An 18,409-nucleotide genomic window follows, 5' to 3' on the forward strand; every position below is an offset into this window, starting at 1 on the left:
ATAAGCTAAAGATTCTCAAAAGTAGGAATTTTTATTTTAATAAACGCGTTAAATTTCCCGCTGCCAAAATAGAGTTTTTTAAGTATTTCCCCATCGGTGATTTTTCTTCTTTTTTGAATCCATCGGCGTTTTTGTAAAATACGTTTAATTTTTTTTACATTCCACCACCAGGCGGCTAGATATTGATAAGCCACTCTCCCCCGGCCGAAAAGAGAAAAAATAACTATTTCTACAACATTAATCACCAAATATATCGGTAAAATCCATATTAAAGTTAAGATTGAATAGTTTTTTAAAAAGTTGGTAATCGTATTTCTTTCTCCTAAATAACGCCTCATGTAGGTCGTCCTGTATTTTTCCTCGCGCCTTATCCCCCCGCTTAATGATCCACCGCTGTAATGGTAAACCACTGCTTGCGGAACACTAATCAATGGAATTTTTAACAAATGAGCTTTCCAGGAAAGATCGATATCGTCACAAAATAAAAAAAGATCCGCGTCAAATTGACCCAACTTCATAAAGGTTTTCTTGGGTAAGAAAATAGCCGTCCCGTCACAATAAAAGGGTGGTTTTGAATTTTGAGGGCAATCCGCATTATAGAGACGGTAAGGAAAACTGAAAATATCCAGACAGATACCGTCAAATAAGAATTCACCGCTGTCGTAGCGTTTTTGCCGGCAAAGAAGAAGAAAGTCTTTTTCTTTAATTTTTCTGGCTTTCTCTAAAAGACTTTGCAGACATTTTTTTTCTAACTTTGTGTCCGGCCCCAGAAAAAACAAATATTCTCCCGTTGCCTCTTTTACCCCCCAATTATTACCCTCGGCATAGCCAATATTTTTCAAGGATTCAATAAGTTTGACTCGTAATTTACCTTGAGATTCTAAAATTATCTTTTTGATTTTTTCTTTTGTCTTGTCTTTTGATAGAGAATCGACGAAAATTACTTCTGTTTGATTATCTGTTTGCTCAATTATTGAACGATAATAACCGTCTAGGAATTTTAAAGAATTATAAGTAACCGTGATGATTGAAGTTTTCATTTACAAAAATAGTTTAGGGTTTTTTTAAGTCCTTCTTTTAAGGAAGTTTTAGCTTCCCAGTCGAGCTTTTTTTTAGCCAGGGAACTATCAAGAGAACTGCGACGCTGCTCTTTAAAAATGGAGGGTAGGTGTTTTTGAGGGAGAATAATCCTCGTCTGCTCGGTTATAAGGTCAAAAATCTCATTAATTGACGTTTCTTTACTCGTCCCGATATTTAAAACCTCATTAATGTTTTTTTCTAAAGCAAGAATATTTGCCGACACAATATCGTCAATAAAAATAAAATCCCTCGTTTGTTTGCCGTCACCGTTTATAAAAACGTTTCCTCCTCTAAAAAATTTTTTACTAAAAATAGCGATAACCCCACCCTCCCCATCAGGATCCTGTCTTGGCCCGTAGATATTGGCATAACGTAAAACAACAAAATTTAAACCGTAATTTTTAAAATAGAAACCAAGATATTTTTCGGCGGTAAGCTTATCAATACCATAGGGAGAAAGAGGTTGTTTCGGTTCATAATCTTCGGGCGTCGGCAAAACTTCTGTTTCTCCATAGACAGCGGAAGAAGAAGCAAAAATAACTTTTTTGAGATTATTCTTAATCCCCGCTTCTAAAAGATTTAAAAAGCCTAAAATATTAATCTCCGCATCCAAAAGAGGATTAAGAATCGATTTTCGAGCGTTAATTTGAGCCGCGTGATGATTTAAAATTTCCGGTTTTTCTTTTACAAAAATCCTTTTAATTTCTTCGGTGTTTCTAATATCTGTCTTATAAAATTTCGCCTTGGGATTAATATTTTCCTTTTTCCCATGCGCTAAATTGTCAATAACGATGACTTTATGACCAAGATCAATATACTTATCAACAAGATGCGAGCCGACAAATCCGGCTCCGCCGGTTATTAATATTTTACTCATTTTTGTTAAACTGCCCTCATAACTTCCAGTTCTTTTTTGACAATTCTGTCCCAGGTAAAATCTTTTAACGAATTATGAAATAAGTTCTTCTTTTTTTCTCGTTTTAAAATAAAATCAGCAATCGCTTTCAGATCTTTTTGCCTGAACAAAACAAGCTGACCGCTTTTTAAATAGTTGTTAAAAACTTCATGATAAATCGGCAAATCATAGGCAAGCACCAACTTATTACAAGCAAAGGCTTCAATGACAGCATGGGGACAACCCTCATCATAACTTAAAAACAAAAAAAAGCCACAATTACGGTAGATGTCCCCTTTTCCCCTGCCGGTTTTATAACCGAAAAATAAGAAATTCTTGTCTAGATTATACTCTTTAATTTTTCCGAAAAAATTATTCTTGGTTTTTTCGTCGCCATCCCCAAGAATCCCGATCGTGAAATTGGGGTTTTTCTGAGTTACAATCCTTGCAACTTCAACTAAATCCATAATCCCCTTAGCAAGATGCAGCCTTCCACAGTACAAAGCGTCAAATTTGGGGGCCTTCTTGTTAATTTTTCCCGTGAAGATCTCCGTTTCTATACCGTAGCCATTGTTTGTTTTGATAACATTTTTCATTCCATTTTTTTGATAATAATTTTTAAGAAAGTCGGTCACGACAAAAATCCCGTCAGCTTTTTTTAACAACCAATCGCCAAGCTTAAAAGCTAAATACGGAATAAGGTTTTTAAGATAGGCTCCCGGTCTTTCCCCTGGTCCAGGCACAATGTTGTCTACCATCACAAACCACTTAATCCGTTTGTCAAGGTTTTTTAAAACCCACGGAACAAATAAAAAGTCGATAACTGAAGACTGTGAATAAACAATATCGTACTTTCCAAACACCTCTTTTATCTTTAAAATAGCCAGAAAATTAACCTTAATTACTTCCCAAATTAAAGAATACGGATTTTTAACTTTGTATTTGAAATCTAGAGAAAGGTAATTTAAACCCCCGAGTTTACTTTTGTAAAAAAATTCCGCGTCTTTTGTCCCGAAAATTGTTATTTGACAATCATGTTTTTGCCAGTATTTTATTTTGATGACAGGAATAACCCTGCTTATTCCGGGGACAAAATTGGTATCGTAAACTAAAATTTTCAGCATATTTTTTTGAATATCTCTAAATATTCGGCGGCGGCATTATTCCAGTTAAATTGACGGGTATGCCGCCTGGTTAAATCTAAATAATCATTGAATTTTTCATTATCCCAGGCCAAAACTTCATCAATTTTTTTCGTGATACTTTCTTCTTTTTGAGGATCAAAAAGCAAATTTTGATTGCCTATGACTTCAGGCAGGGCGCCGGCATTAGAACAAATGGGCAAACAACCACAGGCAGAAGACTCCAGAATCGGCAGACCAAAACCCTCTTCAAAAGAAGGAAAAATAAAAAGCTTCGCAAAAGAATAAAGAACTCTTAATTCTTCTTTGGAAACAAAACCTAAAAACTTAACTTTTTTAGTTAAATTCATTTCTTCAAGATATTCCTTAAGTTTAGCGATTGTAAAATCTGGCAACAACCCGCAAATAATCAACTGATAACCATCAAATTGTTTTATCTCTTTGAAAGCGTTGATTAGGCCAAAAATGTTTTTCCGTTCGTGGTTCGTGGCGTTGGTAAAAATAAACTTTTCATGTATTTGATACTTTTTCACAAGTTCTGAAAAGACGACTTCGTCTTTCTTCGGAAAGAAAAAGTTGTCTCTGCCCGGATAAATGACTTGGATTTTCTTAGGTTCTGCCCGATAAACTTTTTCCAATTGTTTTTTTACAAAAAAAGAGTCGACGACAATACAATCGGCCCTTTTAATAACAAACGGCATAAGAGTTTTCATATACATCACTAAATTCATGTAAATTCTTAACGGGTTGTGAGGATATTTTAAGAAACTTAAATCGTGGATTACGGTTAAAAACTTAACTCCCTTGGGTTTAAAAAGAGGAAGGACAAAACTTGGGCTTAAGAAAATTTTAACCTTATAGTCTTTGATCAATTTTAAAACATATAAATTATCAAAAAAAATATTGACCAGTCTTGTGTCTATTCTCCTTAATAATTTTAGAAAAGAAGAGTCCGCCTTAATATAAGAGGCTATTTTCCCTAATCTTTTGTTGCCGGTCGAAAAAAAATAATATTTGTGCCCTTTGTCTTTTTGAAGAAGCGCCGTAAAAAGTCCGGCAATATAATTTTGGATTCCCGACGGTTTTTCTTCAAACATGCGAAGATTAACACCAATTAGGTCTTTTTGGCAACTGTCCACAATGATCCTCCTATATTGACGTTTCCAAAAACAGGTCTTAAAAAGGAAGGTGCGGGATAAAAAATAATCTCGTCTTTTAAGATTTCAAATCCGGCCTGTTTTAAAAGAAACCTTAGGCTTTCCCGGTTAAATAAATAGAGATGCGTTTTGTCCTGATAACCGAACCATTTATTCCCAAGAATCTTTACGAAAAGAGATGAAATATTGGGAGTTTGTAAAAACAAGAAACCGTCTTTTCTTAAAATCCTTTTTGCCTCAAGAAGAAAATTATAAGGAGATTGTAAATGTTCAATAACATCAATTCCGGTTATCAGATTAAAAATATTATCCTCAAAAGGTAAACCTTTATTAATATCGGCTTTTATTAATTTAGCCTTGGTGCGTTTTGCGGCTTCTTTAATGGCAAATTCCGAGACATCAAGGCCATAGGTTGTAAAGCCGTCTTTATCAAAAAGCGCCAATAAATTACCCAGGGCACAACCCACATCAAGCACTCTGACATTTTGCGGCTCGTAATTTCTAATCTTTTGGCAAATTTTTTCTTTATATAAGTACGAAAGATTGCCCGTCTTATATTCTAAACAGGTAAAATAGTTACTCTCTTTTCCTTTGAAATATTTTTCTTCAAAGCCACTTTTTTTTCGTGAAGTCATAGTGTTTAATGATTTTGGCCGGTTGACCCGCAACCACGCAAAAGGCCGGCACATCATGAGTCACAACGGCATTGGCACCAATAATGGCGTGTTTGCCGATCCTAATATTCCCTAGAATAACGCTATTTACACCGATAAAACAATCGTCTTCGATGATAATTTCGCCCTTATAAACTATCGGCTGGTCAATAACCGGTTTCTTAATATCCTCATATCCATGAGAATGATCCAAAATCGTCACTCTTTCTGACATTAAAACGTTATTGCCTATGCTTATTTTATTGGCGGCAATAATCATTGAATAGGCTCCTATATGAACACGATTGCCGATTGTTAATTTCGGTTTTTCTTTTAAGTCGGTATTCGTTCCCATCCAGCAAAAAAGTCCCAAAGAGACGTCGTCGCCCAGACCGATATTTTCCGGGTGAGTCGTATTAAGAATCGGCCGAATACTTACGCCACTGCCTATTGACTTAAATCGTCTCGTTACAAACCACGTATATAAATTAATCAAAATATTTAAAAAGGGACCGAAAACTTCTTGCGCTTTAGGCATAAATTTCTTCCTTAAAGTTTAATTTTAATTTTTTGGGCAATCATCCTTGATAAGATTTTGCTTTTGTAAAAATCGGTCAACCTTATCAGGATAAATTTAGGCAAAAAAAGACACATTAAAGTATAAAACCAAAAACGAAAATCAATAAGACTCGCTTTTCGATATTTTAGATGATTAATTATTTCCTCAATTAAATCTTCAAATCTTCCGTAATTTCTAATTTGCACAAGTCCCACATAATTTTGAGCTACATAATCTTGGCAAATTTTTCTCACCTTTTCATATTTAGGCTCTGGTAAGGTTTTAGCAAAAACTTCTATCCAGGTTTGAACCGGCGACGGTTCATAAATGGCAGGTTTATGTCGACATTGGCTTTCATAAATTCCTACGGCAACGATATAGTCTTTTAAAAAGACGATTTTATGCTTCTTAAAGATAGAAAAAAAGGGGTAGGCCTGTGAGGTAAAAACATGACTGGAAAAAGGTCTATCCAAATATTTGACCTTAAAAGCTAAGCACGAAACTAAATATGTTGACCTAATAGCTGCCTCGATTAGCTCTCTTTTGTCACTAAGGGAAATAATCGTATCTTTTTTGGTTGAGGGGGGCGGCCAATAACGAACGGGAATTTTTGGATTAGATTCGAATTGATAATAAGGCCTCGTCACGATACCGATATCCTCTCCCAACGAAAATCCGCTGACTATTTTGCTTAAAGCATCTTTAAGCAAAAGATCATCTTGGGCCATCATGATCATGATCTCGCCGCTTAGATGTTTTTTAAAATTATTAAGATTGTCTCCGTAGCCAACATTGACCTTGTTTCGGAAAAACTTAATCCTTTGGTCTTTAAACGACTTAATAACTTCCTCGGTGTTGTCAACGGAACAATCATCATTAACGATGATTTCAAAATTATGATAACTTTGTCCCAAGATGCTTTTGAGAGCTTTTCCAATTGTTTTCTCACCATTATAACTTGGCAAACAAATGCTTAATTTTGGCTTGTTTTCTAAAGAAAAGCTTTGTGTGCTATTCATATTGGCTGATAAATTTGTCGAACTTCTCCAAAAGATAATCGATCATTTCATGGGTAATTCCGGGATAAACCCCAATCCAAAAACCGTCATTGGTAATTTTATCAGAATTTATTAAATCGCCGACAATCCGGTGTTTAGTCTTTAAGTAGGCCGGGTGTCTTAAAAGATTTCCCCCGAAAAGACTTCTGGTCCCGATTTTATTCTCTTCCAAGAAATTGACTATTTCCAAACGGCTAAATGGCGCTTTGTCACGGACAATCAGCATAAAACCAAACCAGCAAGGATCGCTTTCAGGTTCTGCCATCGGCAGAAGAAAATATTTTTGATGTTTTGACAAACCCTTATAAAGTTTAGCAAAATTTTCTTTTCTTATCTTTATAAACTTTGGCAGTTTTTTAAGTTGAGCTAAACCGATCGCCGCCTGAAAATCGGTTAATTTTAGATTGTAGCCAATCTGCGAATAAATATATTTATGGTCATAACCTAAGGGAAGTTTCCCTAATTTCCAGGAAAATCTTTTCCTGCAGGTATTGTCTTTTCCTGTCCCGCACCAACAGTCCCTACCCCAATCACGAAACTGCCTGACGGCTTTATATAATAAGGGGTTGTTGGTGACAACCGCCCCCCCTTCTCCCATCGTGATAATATGAGCCGGGTAAAAACTATAGGTCGAAATATCGCCGAAAGTACCCACCAATTTACCATCATAGGTTGATCCTAAAGCGTCAGCGCAATCTTCGATCAACCAAAGATGATATTTCTTAACTAACGCCATAATCTTTTTTATATTAAAGGGGTTACCTAAAGTGTGAGCCATCATGATCGCTCTAGTTTTTTTGCTGATGGCTTTTTCCACCATTTCCGGCAGCGCATTTTTGGTTTTAAGATCAACATCCACAAAAACCGGAAGACAGCCGTTTTGAATAATCGGATTAACGGTGGTGGGAAAGCTCGTCGCCAGGGTAATAACTTCATCTTTGGGTTTTAAGGTTTTATTACCTAAGCTCTTTTGATTAACCAGAGCGGAAATGGCTAAAAGATTAGCTGAAGAGCCGGAATTGACTAAGGTCACATACTTTATCCCTAAATAATCGGCAAACTTTTTTTCAAATTCTTCGGCAAATCTTCCTTCGGTCCACCAGCCGTCCCTAGCGGCGGCGATGGCATTATTAATCTCCTCTTGGTCATAAACTTTCCCCGAGGCGGGGATGTATGTTTGACCCGGTTTGAATTTTTGCATAGTTTTTAAAAAGATAAGGCGCGCGTTGATTTTGTGTCTATTATACTATAAGATTAGGTCAAGATGAACAAGATCTATCTGGAAGATTTTCGTTTCCTTCTTTCGCAAAAATTACCATGGGAGAACTTACGGAATAAAACTCTTCTTATTACCGGAGCTTCGGGTTTTATTGCCTCCTATCTTATTAAATTTCTGCTTTTTTTAAATAAAGAAATGGGTCTTCATCTTAAGGTTATTGGGATTGTCAGAAATAAAAAGAATGGGGACCAAAAATTTGCTGAATATAAAAAGAGCCAAGATTTGAAAATTCTTGTTCAGGATATTGCTAACCCTCTTAAAATAAAGGAGAAAGTTCATTTTATTATTCATGCCGCCAGCCAGGCCAGCCCCAAATATTATAATCTCGATCCCGTTGGGACTTTAAAAGCTAATGTTTTAGGCACCTATAACCTTTTGGAGTTGGCGAAAAATAACCCTCTTGAGAGTTTTCTTTTCTTAAGTTCTGGTGAAATTTACGGAATGACACCGGCAAAAAAAATAACCAACGAAACCTCCTATGGTTATCTTGACCCCTTGAATATCAGATCTTGTTATGGCGAAAGCAAACGTTTAGGAGAAACGCTGTGCGTTTCCTACTCTCACCAATACCAAATTCCCGCGAAAATTGTCAGGCTTTATCATACTTATGGGCCGGGAGTGAATTTAAATGATGGCAGGGTTTTCGCTGATTTTATCAAAAACATCTTAACTAATGAGAATATTGTTCTTAAAAGCAGCGGCAAAACAACGCGTTCTTTTTCTTATATCGCCGATACTGTTTGTGGATTATTCACAGTGCTTTTCAAAGGAAAAAATCAGGAAGCATATAATCTTGCTAACGAGAATGCCACTGTTTCTATAAAAGAACTGGCCGAAACTTTAATTAAATTATTTCCGCAAAAAAAATTGAAAATGATTTTTGAAAAGAGAGACAAGAAAGAGCTTTATTCTGAAAGTAAAATTACTGATAATAATCCAGATACTAAAAAATTATCTTCGTTAGGTTGGCAGCCGCATTTTTCTTTAAAAGAAGGTTTTAAAAGAACGATTGAAAGTTATAACTAGGTAAGATTACTGAAGTTCTTCCCTGATATGATTTATTTCCTCATCTTCTAAAAAGGGAAACATTTCGTCCATTGGCGCCGATACAAGTTTACCGTCGGTTGTTTTTTTTGAAGAAACGCCCAGAATATCCTGCCACTTTGGACAGACAATTTCGCAAATAACCGTCTTTGGACTTTTAAGGATTAAGGGTATCTTTTTTGATAAATCATCTTCTTTCTCCAGCCTATAAAAGGTAAGACCGTAAGCCTTGGCGATTTTTTCCGTATCCGGAATTAAAACTCCAGATTTGGGCCCCTCGCCGATTAAACGACCGTTAAAAAAGTTCTTCTGCGTCGTCCGGATCGCTAAATAACCATGATTATTGATGACAAAAATTTTAGCCGGTATTTTATGATAGCCAATCGTGGCTAACTCATGAATATTTAATTGCAATGATCCATCTCCGGTAATACAGATAATCTTTGCTCGTTTTTGTGCCGCCCAAACACCTAAAATAGCCGGAAGATTATAACCCATCGTTAAAGTGGCGCCGGGAATAATCATTCGCTGCTCTTTTTTCAATTTTAAGGTTTGCGTACTAATATAGGCCGTCACTCCAGCGTCAGCAATAAAAATATCGCCGGGTTTTGAAGATTTGGCAACTGCCCAAATGGCCTTATACATATTAATTTCTTTAAGTTGTTTATCGGTTTTCGGGATAAAAAGAGAGTATTTGTTTTTTATCTCCTGGCATTTTTTTAACCAAAAACCATGATCATGTTCTTTAATCTTGTCCTTTAAAATCGCCCTACTTAATTTATCAATGAAACATTTGGCGTCAGAAATAATTAACGAATCGATTTTAATGGTTTTCTTCTTGTGTTCCTCGGGGTCAATATCAATCACGATTTTATAAGAAAGCGGTGAGAATTTATCATATTCGTGACCAATAAAAGGAACCGCCAAACGACTCCCCAAAGAAATAATGAGGTCTGAATTTTGGATAATCATATTGGCAGCTCGATCACCCCTGGTTCCTCCGTGCCCCATATAAAACGGGTTATCATACTCTAAAAGGTCAAAACCCATATCGGGGACAACCACCGGGATTCTTAAAAGGGAAATAAGCTTTCGAAATTCCTTAACGGCACCGGAAAGTCTTACCCCGCCGCCGGCAATCATGACCGGTTTTTTAAATTTTTGGAGAAGGCTTATGACTTGCCCTATTTCCTGGTCAGTAGCACAAGGAACCGTCTTTTTAGTTTCATTTTGGTTAAAAGGAAGAAGACCAAGAGGCTCAATTTCTGAAGCGGCAATATCTGACGGGATATCAAGCCATACAGGACCAGGTCTTCCAAACCGAGCTAAAAAATAAGCCTTTTCGATCTGCCATCTTGCATCTTCCGGTTTTTCAATAATCGAAGCGTATTTAGTCAATGTTTTAACAATCGGGATAATATTAACTTCCTGAATTCCAAACTGGCGAAGAGAAGAAACCTCTGAAAATTGAGTCATTTGGGATTTTTTGGCCTGGCTGGACAAGAAAATAACCGGAATTGAATTTTGATAAGCTTCCAAAAGTCCGGTAATCGCATTCGTTGAGCCGGGACCGGAAGTGACCATGACGGCGCCGGGGATATTTTTTGTTTTCGCGTACGCCTCAGCAGCCATGGCCGCCGCTTGCTCGTGATGACAACAGATATAATTGATTTTCTTGTGACAGACAACGGCGTCATTTAAATACATCGCCCCGCCGCCGGCTAAAGTAAAAATATGGCTAATCCCTTTCTTGTAAAGAAAATCAATGATGTAATCAGCAACTCTCATTGTTTAAATTTTAGCAAGGGCGATTTTAATCTTTTTTAGGCCTTCTTTTAAATTCTCAATTGAGGTTGCGTAAGAAATGCGAAGATAACCTTCTCCGTATTTTCCAAAAGCCGTTCCCGGCAAAAGTGCAACTTGAGCCTTGTTAAGAAGATAATCCGCTAGCCAGGCGGAACTTTTTTTGAATTTTTTAATATTCGGAAAAACATAGAAAGCTCCTTCCGGTTGTTGACAGGAAACACCGGGAATATTATTTAAAAGCCGAACGACGATATCTCTTCTTTTCTCAAATTCAAAAACCATTTTTTTTGCTTCTTTTTGTGGACCGGTCAGGGCTTCTAAACCGGCATATTGGGTAAAAGTCGCCGTACAACCAACTAAATGGGTCAATAATGAATCGATTTTGTCTGTAAGAACTGGGGGCATGACTAAATAGCCCAAGCGCCAACCGGTCATCGAATAGGTTTTAGAAAAACCGTCAACGATAATCGTCCTCTCCTTCATCTTCGGCAAACTAAAAATACTTTCATATTCCTTATGGTCATAAAGAAGATGCGAATAGATTTCATCGGTTAGAACCCAGGTTTTGGTTTTTTTTACCAATTCGGCAATCTCCATGAGAATACTTTTGGACATAACGCCGCCGGTCGGATTGCTCGGTGAATTTAAAATAACAAGTTTGGTTTTTTTTGAAAAATGTTTTTTAAAGATTCTCATGTCGAAACCAAAACTGTTCTCCTCCAAAAGAGGGATCGGTTTTCTCATGCCGCCAAAAAAATCGACTAAGGTTTCGTAGGTCGGAAAACCGGGGTTAGGATAAATAATTTCATCACCCTTTTCTATGGTTGCCGCCATGGCAACAAAAATAGCGGTTTTACCGCTGGGGGTGACGGCTATTGAATCGCTGAAAACATTAATTTTTCTTTCTTTAGAAATTTTTTTGGCAAGAGCTTCTCTTAAGGGAGAAATTCCCAACGGAGGATTATACTTAGTTAAACCGTTTTGAAGAGCTTTTATCCCTGCCTGGGTAATATTCTTGGGGGTTGGAAAATCAGGCTGACCAATTTCAAAATGAATTATTTTTTTGCCTTGTTTTTCCAAAACTTCCGCTTTTGCCAAAACCTGATAAGCGCCCTCTGCCCTAAGCAGCTTTATTCTTTCTGTAAATTTAAGAGTTTTCATCTTTTCTCGTCCTTAAGGTGTTTTTGGTACCATAAAAAAGTCTCTTTGATCCCCTCTTTGAAGGCATAATTGGTTCGCCAGCCAAGATTCCTGATTTTTCTGTCATTAAGATGTTGGTAGGGAATTTCGTTTTTTGCGGTATTTAAGATTTTGTAGGGAATTTTAACTTTTAAAATTCCTTCTATTTTTTTAACTAACGCCAAAACCGACAATGTCTCGCTGGAAGAAAAATTAAAAGCTTCACCTTTAATTTTGGCAAAATTTTGTAAAAGAAACAAATAGCCGCAAACGACGTCTTTAACATAAAGATAATCTCTTACATATTTGCCGTTACTTCTTAATTCTAAAGGTTTATTTTTTATCACGGCCGTGCATATTCCGGGAATAATCCTATCAGAATGTAAATCGCCTTCTCCGTAGACATTGCCAAAACGCGTTACGGCTACCGGCAATCCATAAGTTTTATAGTAAGCCAAAGAGATTAGGTCTTCGCAGGATTTAGAAACATCATAAGGATGATCGCCTTTCAGGGCGTCTTCTTCCCAATATTTTCCCTTGATTAATTTTCCATAGGCCTTATCGGAGGAAGCAACGATTATTCCCTTGACAAAAGAAGAGAGTCTTGCGGCTTCTAAAAGATTAATTGTCCCCATGACGTTTGTTTCAAAGGCTTCCCGCGGCTTTTCTAAGGAAGCGGTAACCGTTGAATAGGCGGCTAAATGAAAAACATATTCGGGTTGATATCTTCGGAAAAGTTCGAGAATCTTTTTTTCGTTTCTGATATCCGTCAATTCCAATTTGACTTTATCTTTGAGTTTATTAAGAGAAAAGGTGGAGTTCTTTTTAAGTTCAATATCAACAACAATAACTTTTGCCCCAAGTTCAAGAAGCTTTTCGACTAAATGACCACCGATAAAACCCGTTCCTCCCGTCACTAAAATTGTTTTTCCCAAAAGTCCTGATTTAATCATCTTCATAAAAGATTAGTCTTTCCAAATTTTCCACTTTGGATCTTCTTTCCAAAGACGGTTAAGATCATCCACGTCAGGATAAGTGTCCATCGAGTGCCAGAAACCGTCATGGATAAAAAGCGAAAGCTCTCTTTTGCGGATTAATCTTTTTAGGGCCGGGTGTTCCATTTCCCCTGTTTTTAAGTATCTAAAAAATTCCCTTTTAAAAACCATAAACCCGCCGTTAACCCATTCATGAAGTACCGGCTTCTCAATAAATTTATCAATAATGCCGCTTCGGTTGGTTTTTAAAAGCCCGTATTTGCTTCTGGGGTGAACGCCGATAATTGTCCCGATTTTATTTTTCTTTTGATGAAACTTGACCAATTCATTAAGATCAACGTCGCCGACACCGTCTCCATAAGTCACCATAAAATCTTCGTCTTCTTGAGGGATATAGGGTTTAAGCCTTAAGATTCTTTCTCCGGGCAAAGTATTTTCGCCGGTATCCACAAAGGTGATTTTAAAATCGTCGCCGGTTTTTCCGTCATTTTTGTAAACTCTGGCAAAACCGCTTTTGGTAAAAAGGGTAAAATTGTTGGCAAAATATTTTTGATTCAAAAAATAATCTTTAATGTAGTCGCCTTTGTACCCCAAAGCCAGAATAAAGTCATTGAAGCCGTAATGGGCATAGATTTTCATGATGTGCCAAAGAATCGGCTTACCGCCGACATTAACCATGGGTTTAGGTTTAAATTCCGTTTCTTCTTTTAACCTGTATCCTATTCCCCCGCAAAGAATAATTGTTTTCATTTTAAAAAATATTGTTTACTTAAAAAAGCGTATGTATTATATACCTTTTTAAGATTTTGTGCCCGGTTGATCTTGTTTTTGCCCGCATGTTGAATGGCTCTGATTATTTTCCAAACAAATTTTGGCAGCAATAGGGCCATAATGATAAATAACCAAAATAATAAATTTCTTTTTAATCTTGGCTCGAGTTTGACTAGTCTTTTATCAAATTTAATTAAATTAGAACTATTCGAATATAATTTAATAGCTGGCTGCAAAATAATGAAATTCTTATAAAAATTTAGCTTGAAAGCATTGAGTTCTTTTGGAGAAATAACTTTAAAAACATAATCGGTATAAGTTTCAAACATTAAACGATTCTGTTTGGAGACTTGGTAATGCGTCAGGATGTCACCTTGAGACCAGGTAATAACCATATAATTCTTTGAGCTAAAAAGGGCGCCGTCTTTTTGGGTCGCTTCAAAAATTGCCTTAATCCATGCCGTTTCTCGACAATCAGTCACCTTATTTTCGATTCCTTTACTATTCTTAATGACCAAGCCCGCCACATGTCCGGCGGCGACTTTATTAAAAAAATGAACGATTTTTTCTCCCGAGGAATTCTTGGGAAGAACGATATCTTTTTCAATGGTAATAATACTTTTACGAAGGCCTTTCCCTATAAATTTTCTTTCGATTAAATTCAGGCGAAGAAAACCATAATTTTTTTTATCAATTATTTTTTTTATTTGCTCCAGCGTGTCTTCAAAAAGAATAAAATCGTCATCACCCATCGTAAAAAGGTATTTTCCCCTGGCGTAGGAAAAAACTTTTTGATAATTTAATTCAGCACCAATGTTAATTTTGTTACGGTAATATCTAATTCGCTTATCTTTAAAAGACTTGATCACTTGTTGTGTTTCGTCGGTAGAGGCGTTATCGGAAATAATCAGTTCAAAATCCTTAAAAGTTTGTTTAAGAGTAATGGCAATCGTTGCCTTTAAAAGCTCATAACGGTTGTAGGTAGGAATAACGATAGAAAAAAAAGGTTTTGTCATCCGTTTTGTTTACAAGATAAGTATTTTACACTATAATTAGGCCAAATTAAAGAGTATGACAAAAAAGAAAAAACTACTAATATTTTGCCTAAAATTATTTCTTATTGGTCTTCTTCTTTATAATCTCGGCGCTGTTGTTTCGGAAAATAAAGAGAAATATTTTACTTTTGATTACTGGCAGAGGTTTCCGTCCTTAAAATTTATTTATGAAAATTCGCAATATGTAACGAAAACGCCTATCGGATGGATTCCCGACGAAATAATTTATTCTTATAATGGACCGGCCCTTGTTAAGGGTGGCTCGCCGATTTTAATCGTTCCCGATTCCCCACCACTGGGTAAATATTTAATCGGCCTGTCTGCTTTAATTTTTAATAATGAAAAACTTGTTATTCTTTTCTCCGGCTTTTTAAGCTTCTTTTTTCTTTATCTTCTAGGCAAACAATTATTTAATAATACCATTCTCGCTCTTTTACCCTGTGTTTTTTTAAGCTTTGAAAAACTCATCTTAAATCAGTTTGTTTTTGTTCCTCTTTTAGATATAATTCAGCTTCCGTTTCTTCTTTCCTGTTTTTATTTCTTTAATAAAGGCCTCGCTGGAAAAAAGAAAAAACAACTTCTCTATTTCTCTCTCTCGTCAATTTTATTAGGCTGTTTTATTGCCACTAAATTTTTTGTTAACGGTTTGCCGATTATTGCTTCCTTTTATATCGTTCTTTTATTGCATAAAAAAATTAGACCTCTTGTTTTTTTCACTCTAACTCTTCCCTTAGCCCTATTGGTCTTAATCTTAAGTTATTCAAAAGTTTTTTTAGACGGAGAGGGAATCCGTCGTTTTTTTGGTATTCAAAAATGGATATTCTTATATCATCAAAGCAAGCTTATTTTGCCTTTTTCTATTTGGCCCTTAATTCTTCTTAATAAATGGTATGTTTGGTGGGGAGACAAACCGATACTCTCCGATTCACAGTGGCAGATTACCTGGCCTCTTGTCTTTATTGTCAGCTTGATAACCATTGCGCTTTATTTCTTAAAAAAAATTCCGCAAAAACTGGAGTTTGAAGTTTTAGCCGTCTGGACAATATGTTATGTTTTCTTTTTTAGTTTCGGACAAATAACAACACGTTATTTAATTCTTTATCTACCGATTCTTTATCTGGTTGCGGTTTTTGGCTTAAAAAATCTTTTTTTAAAAGAACAATATGGAAAATAATCCTTTAGTTTCTGTCGTTATTCCCGCAAAAAATTCCGGTACGGTTTTAGAGACCTGTTTTAAATACATCAAAAACCAAACTTACCCCAATATCGAAATAATTGTCGTTGACAGCCATTCGAAAGATAAGACGCAGAAAATTTGCGAACAATATAAAGTAAGGCTTATTCAGTTTGACGACAGTAAAACCAGAGGACATTTTGACGCTACCTATAAAAGAAATTTGGGGGCTAAAGAGGCTAGGGGCTCTTTTGTTTATTATCTAGATGCCGATTTTGAACTGACACCAAACGTTATTGCCGAAGCCGTCGCTATCTGCCAAAAGAGGAATGACGCCGTTATTGTCAAGGAAATTGTCAAAGGACAAGGTTTTTGGACCCGTTGCAAATGGCTGGAGCAAGAAACTTATTGGGGCGATGATAATGTCGAGGCTCCTCGTTTTTTTAAAAAAGAGGTTTGGGATAAATTGGGGGGTCTTGATGAAAATTTGGGCGCCGGCTGTGACGATTGGGACCTATATCAAAGATTTAGACAAAAGGGTTATAAAGTCTTTCGGATAAAAGCACCGCTTTATCATAATGAGGGCAAAATCACTCTTTCTCATTTATGGAAAAAGGCTTTTCTTTACGGCAAAGACGCTTCAAAATTTGTTAAAAAAAACCCGAGAGGCGGCTTAATTTATTTTTTCCCGATAAGGCCTGCCTATTTAAAACACTGGAAAATGTTTGTAAAGTATCCTTTAGAGGGAATTGGCCTTATTTTTATGAGGATTTTTGAATATTTAGGAGGTTTTGCGGGCATTGTCGCTTCGAAAATTTAAAAAGTTATCTATGACAAATTATTGGCAAGGTAAAAAAGTTTTGGTTACCGGAGCTTCCGGTTTTACCGGCGTACGCTTATGTTTAGAACTTCACAAAAAGGGTGCCAGGGTCAGGGCTCTAACCCATAAAGATGTTGACTTAACTAACTACAATCAAACAAAACAAGCCATTACCGACGAAACCATTATTATCCACGCTGCCTGTCTTGATGGCGGAGCCGCTTTCAAAAAAAAGTTTGCCAAGAAAATCTTTTTTGATAATTTAAAGATGACCCAGAATCTTGTCAGGGCTCTTGAGAATAAAAATATTGAGAAATTTGTTTATATAAGCTCCGCCGAAGTTTATGGCAAACCGGCAAAAAAAGGAAAAATCAAAGAAGAAGATTTAAATAATTACCCACCATTTATCCCGGAATATTATTATGCTTGGTCAAAAATTATTAATGAGTCCTTATGTCAAACACTGGAAAATCCTGTCAAGGTTATAATCATAAGACCCGCCAATCTTTATGGGATTGGTGACCGCTACGAACGAGGCAGGCTTGTACCAACGATTCTCGAGAAGATTAAAAGAGGCCAAAGATCGCTTCTTTTAAAAGGCGACGGTCGGCAAGAAAAAACTTTTCTTTATCTTGATGATTATATCAAAAATCTGCTTCAGTTAGTCGAAAAAAGCAAGGGAGGAATTTATAATTTTGCCGGGGAAAAGATTATTAAGATTAAAGACTTTGTTAGAATTTTTAGCAGAATTTCTGGGTTAAAAATAACCTTCAGCGATAAAAACCAAACGCCTCAATCGCCTTTTGTTTTAGACATTACGAAAGCGAAGAAAATTGTTGACTATTGGTATGACTCAACTTACGAAGAAAATATTAAGAATCTCGTTAAGAAAACAAATTCCGCAAAAGCTTCACTAACTCCTTAACGCTTAAGAAAGCAACGTCGGTTAAGTAGTCTTCGTGTGTTTTTTCGCCAGTCTTCGCCCCGATAACTTTTATTTCTGTTTTTTTATCACCAAAAACTTCTATAAAAGCCTTACCCAGATCATCAAGGTGAAATTTTTTGGTAAATTCCAAAGGATAATAAATTTTGGCAGGATTTAAATTATCCTCAAGGCTTTTCTCCACAATAAATTTAGCTGCGTCCGGCAGGGTTATGAAAAACCTGGTCATTTTAGGATCGGTGATTTCGATTTTATTTTGCTTTTTTATTTGTCTTTGCCAAAGATCCAAAACGCTTCCTCGTGAACCAAGAAAATTAGGGCAACGAATATTAATAAATTTTCCTTCAAAAAAATTATTTGTTTCCGAAACCAAATACTCGCCTAAAAGCTTCGAAGCACCATAGCAGTTAACCACTCCTATGGCCTTATCCGATGAAATATTAATAAATCTTGAGACATTTTGAGACTGTTCCAGTAAATTTAAAATCCCAAAGATATTAATTCTTAAAACTTCTCTCGGATATTTTTCTGCCAAGCTAACGTGCTTGATAGCCGCCGTGTGATAAACAAAATCAATCCCCTTTAAAAGGTATTTAACAGATTCCGTGTCGGCAATATTGCCCACTCTCCAAATAACACGCCTGTCATTTATTTCCGCTTCGGCTTCTTTAATCAACCCTTCGTCACGGGAAACTGAAACGATATTTTCCGCTTTTCTTCCCAAAAGCTCTTTAATCAATTGCCTGCCTAAACTTCCAGAACCACCGGTAATCAGAATTTTTTTATTTTTTAAGTTCAT

General features: G+C 36.3%; 17 protein-coding genes and 1 pseudogene. 4 read left to right on the forward strand and 14 right to left on the reverse strand.

From position 1 onward, the window contains the following. Positions 1-5: 5 nt before the first annotated feature. From M1575_00235 to rfbH, 8 genes and pseudogenes are all read right to left on the reverse strand, one after another. Positions 6-1,040 (reverse strand): glycosyltransferase, encoded by a 1,035-nt coding sequence (locus tag M1575_00235; protein ID MCL5095154.1) that lies wholly within the window; start codon positions 1,038-1,040, stop codon positions 6-8. Continuing rightward, positions 1,037-1,957: an NAD-dependent epimerase/dehydratase family protein gene (locus M1575_00240; GenBank protein ID MCL5095155.1), complete on the reverse strand. Its 921-nt coding sequence runs from the start codon at positions 1,955-1,957 to the stop codon at positions 1,037-1,039. The genes M1575_00235 and M1575_00240 overlap by 4 nt, the downstream gene beginning before the upstream one ends. A 5-nt stretch (positions 1,958-1,962) precedes the next feature. After that, positions 1,963-3,099 carry a glycosyltransferase gene (locus M1575_00245; GenBank protein MCL5095156.1) on the reverse strand — a complete coding sequence of 379 codons (1,137 nt, stop codon included), beginning with the start codon at positions 3,097-3,099 and terminating at the stop codon, positions 1,963-1,965. Further along, on the reverse strand, positions 3,093-4,256 hold the full coding sequence (locus M1575_00250; protein ID MCL5095157.1) for a glycosyltransferase family 4 protein: 1,164 nt from the start codon (positions 4,254-4,256) through the stop codon (positions 3,093-3,095). The genes M1575_00245 and M1575_00250 overlap by 7 nt, the downstream gene beginning before the upstream one ends. After that, positions 4,232-4,909 carry a class I SAM-dependent methyltransferase gene (locus tag M1575_00255; GenBank protein ID MCL5095158.1) on the reverse strand — a complete coding sequence of 226 codons (678 nt, stop codon included), beginning with the start codon at positions 4,907-4,909 and terminating at the stop codon, positions 4,232-4,234. The genes M1575_00250 and M1575_00255 overlap by 25 nt, the downstream gene beginning before the upstream one ends. Then, positions 4,881-5,033, reverse strand: a pseudogene (locus tag M1575_00260) (acyltransferase). The gene M1575_00255 and the pseudogene M1575_00260 overlap by 29 nt, the downstream one beginning before the upstream one ends. Before the next feature lie 443 nt (positions 5,034-5,476). Then, positions 5,477-6,505 carry a glycosyltransferase family 2 protein gene (locus tag M1575_00265; GenBank protein ID MCL5095159.1) on the reverse strand — a complete coding sequence of 343 codons (1,029 nt, stop codon included), beginning with the start codon at positions 6,503-6,505 and terminating at the stop codon, positions 5,477-5,479. Continuing rightward, entirely contained in the window at positions 6,498-7,745 is a 1,248-nt protein-coding gene (gene rfbH / locus M1575_00270; GenBank protein ID MCL5095160.1) for a lipopolysaccharide biosynthesis protein RfbH, read from the reverse strand. The genes M1575_00265 and rfbH overlap by 8 nt, the downstream gene beginning before the upstream one ends. 63 nt (positions 7,746-7,808) lie before the next feature. Between rfbH and M1575_00275 the strand changes: the two genes are divergently transcribed. Next, entirely contained in the window at positions 7,809-8,849 is a 1,041-nt protein-coding gene (locus M1575_00275; GenBank protein MCL5095161.1) for an NAD-dependent epimerase/dehydratase family protein, read from the forward strand. A gap of 6 nt (positions 8,850-8,855) precedes the next feature. Here M1575_00275 and M1575_00280 read toward each other — a convergent pair whose 3' ends face one another. The 5 genes from M1575_00280 to M1575_00300 are packed head-to-tail and all read right to left on the reverse strand — an operon-like array spanning position 8,856 to position 14,634. Continuing rightward, positions 8,856-10,655: a thiamine pyrophosphate-binding protein gene (locus tag M1575_00280; protein ID MCL5095162.1), complete on the reverse strand. Its 1,800-nt coding sequence runs from the start codon at positions 10,653-10,655 to the stop codon at positions 8,856-8,858. Between the two features lie 3 nt (positions 10,656-10,658). After that, entirely contained in the window at positions 10,659-11,834 is a 1,176-nt protein-coding gene (locus tag M1575_00285) for a pyridoxal phosphate-dependent aminotransferase (GenBank protein MCL5095163.1), read from the reverse strand. Then, positions 11,831-12,811, reverse strand: a complete 981-nt coding sequence (locus M1575_00290) for an SDR family NAD(P)-dependent oxidoreductase (protein ID MCL5095164.1) — start codon at positions 12,809-12,811, stop codon at positions 11,831-11,833. The genes M1575_00285 and M1575_00290 overlap by 4 nt, the downstream gene beginning before the upstream one ends. A gap of 6 nt (positions 12,812-12,817) precedes the next feature. Further along, on the reverse strand, positions 12,818-13,597 hold the full coding sequence (locus tag M1575_00295; GenBank protein ID MCL5095165.1) for a sugar phosphate nucleotidyltransferase: 780 nt from the start codon (positions 13,595-13,597) through the stop codon (positions 12,818-12,820). Next, a complete protein-coding gene (locus M1575_00300; protein MCL5095166.1) occupies positions 13,594-14,634 on the reverse strand; it encodes a glycosyltransferase family 2 protein in 1,041 nt (346 codons plus the stop codon). Before M1575_00300 ends, M1575_00295 begins: the two co-directional genes overlap by 4 nt. Before the next feature lie 55 nt (positions 14,635-14,689). On the opposite strand from M1575_00300, the gene M1575_00305 reads away from it, so the two are divergent. The 3 genes from M1575_00305 to M1575_00315 are packed head-to-tail and all read left to right on the forward strand — an operon-like array spanning position 14,690 to position 17,592. Further along, positions 14,690-15,847, forward strand: a complete 1,158-nt coding sequence (locus M1575_00305) for a glycosyltransferase family 39 protein (protein MCL5095167.1) — start codon at positions 14,690-14,692, stop codon at positions 15,845-15,847. Then, positions 15,837-16,667, forward strand: coding sequence for a glycosyltransferase family 2 protein (locus M1575_00310; GenBank protein MCL5095168.1), 831 nt, complete (start codon positions 15,837-15,839; stop codon positions 16,665-16,667). The genes M1575_00305 and M1575_00310 overlap by 11 nt, the downstream gene beginning before the upstream one ends. A gap of 10 nt (positions 16,668-16,677) precedes the next feature. Beyond that, positions 16,678-17,592 (forward strand): NAD(P)-dependent oxidoreductase, encoded by a 915-nt coding sequence (locus tag M1575_00315; protein MCL5095169.1) that lies wholly within the window; start codon positions 16,678-16,680, stop codon positions 17,590-17,592. Here M1575_00315 and M1575_00320 read toward each other — a convergent pair. After that, on the reverse strand, positions 17,552-18,409 hold the full coding sequence (locus M1575_00320; GenBank protein MCL5095170.1) for an SDR family NAD(P)-dependent oxidoreductase: 858 nt from the start codon (positions 18,407-18,409) through the stop codon (positions 17,552-17,554). The two genes, M1575_00315 and M1575_00320, sit on opposite strands and share 41 nt — an antisense overlap.

It is taken from the genome of Patescibacteria group bacterium (assembly GCA_023473585.1).
Lineage (GTDB): Bacteria > Patescibacteriota > Microgenomatia > JAMCYU01 > JAMCYU01 > JAMCYU01.

What these genes read in the sequence shown, in the direction of transcription:
- M1575_00235 (MCL5095154.1), bottom strand. Translation starts at nt 1,040, where the DNA reads ATGAAAACTTCAATCATCACGGTTACTTATAATTCTTTAAAATTCCTA.
- M1575_00240 (MCL5095155.1), bottom strand. Translation starts at nt 1,957, where the DNA reads ATGAGTAAAATATTAATAACCGGCGGAGCCGGATTTGTCGGCTCGCAT.
- M1575_00245 (MCL5095156.1), bottom strand. Translation starts at nt 3,099, where the DNA reads ATGCTGAAAATTTTAGTTTACGATACCAATTTTGTCCCCGGAATAAGC.
- M1575_00255 (MCL5095158.1), bottom strand. Translation starts at nt 4,909, where the DNA reads ATGACTTCACGAAAAAAAAGTGGCTTTGAAGAAAAATATTTCAAAGGA.
- M1575_00265 (MCL5095159.1), bottom strand. Translation starts at nt 6,505, where the DNA reads ATGAATAGCACACAAAGCTTTTCTTTAGAAAACAAGCCAAAATTAAGC.
- rfbH (MCL5095160.1), bottom strand. Translation starts at nt 7,745, where the DNA reads ATGCAAAAATTCAAACCGGGTCAAACATACATCCCCGCCTCGGGGAAA.
- M1575_00275 (MCL5095161.1), top strand. Translation starts at nt 7,809, where the DNA reads ATGAACAAGATCTATCTGGAAGATTTTCGTTTCCTTCTTTCGCAAAAA.
- M1575_00280 (MCL5095162.1), bottom strand. Translation starts at nt 10,655, where the DNA reads ATGAGAGTTGCTGATTACATCATTGATTTTCTTTACAAGAAAGGGATT.
- M1575_00285 (MCL5095163.1), bottom strand. Translation starts at nt 11,834, where the DNA reads ATGAAAACTCTTAAATTTACAGAAAGAATAAAGCTGCTTAGGGCAGAG.
- M1575_00290 (MCL5095164.1), bottom strand. Translation starts at nt 12,811, where the DNA reads ATGAAGATGATTAAATCAGGACTTTTGGGAAAAACAATTTTAGTGACG.
- M1575_00295 (MCL5095165.1), bottom strand. Translation starts at nt 13,597, where the DNA reads ATGAAAACAATTATTCTTTGCGGGGGAATAGGATACAGGTTAAAAGAA.
- M1575_00300 (MCL5095166.1), bottom strand. Translation starts at nt 14,634, where the DNA reads ATGACAAAACCTTTTTTTTCTATCGTTATTCCTACCTACAACCGTTAT.
- M1575_00305 (MCL5095167.1), top strand. Translation starts at nt 14,690, where the DNA reads ATGACAAAAAAGAAAAAACTACTAATATTTTGCCTAAAATTATTTCTT.
- M1575_00310 (MCL5095168.1), top strand. Translation starts at nt 15,837, where the DNA reads ATGGAAAATAATCCTTTAGTTTCTGTCGTTATTCCCGCAAAAAATTCC.
- M1575_00315 (MCL5095169.1), top strand. Translation starts at nt 16,678, where the DNA reads ATGACAAATTATTGGCAAGGTAAAAAAGTTTTGGTTACCGGAGCTTCC.
- M1575_00320 (MCL5095170.1), bottom strand. Translation starts at nt 18,409, where the DNA reads ATGAACTTAAAAAATAAAAAAATTCTGATTACCGGTGGTTCTGGAAGT.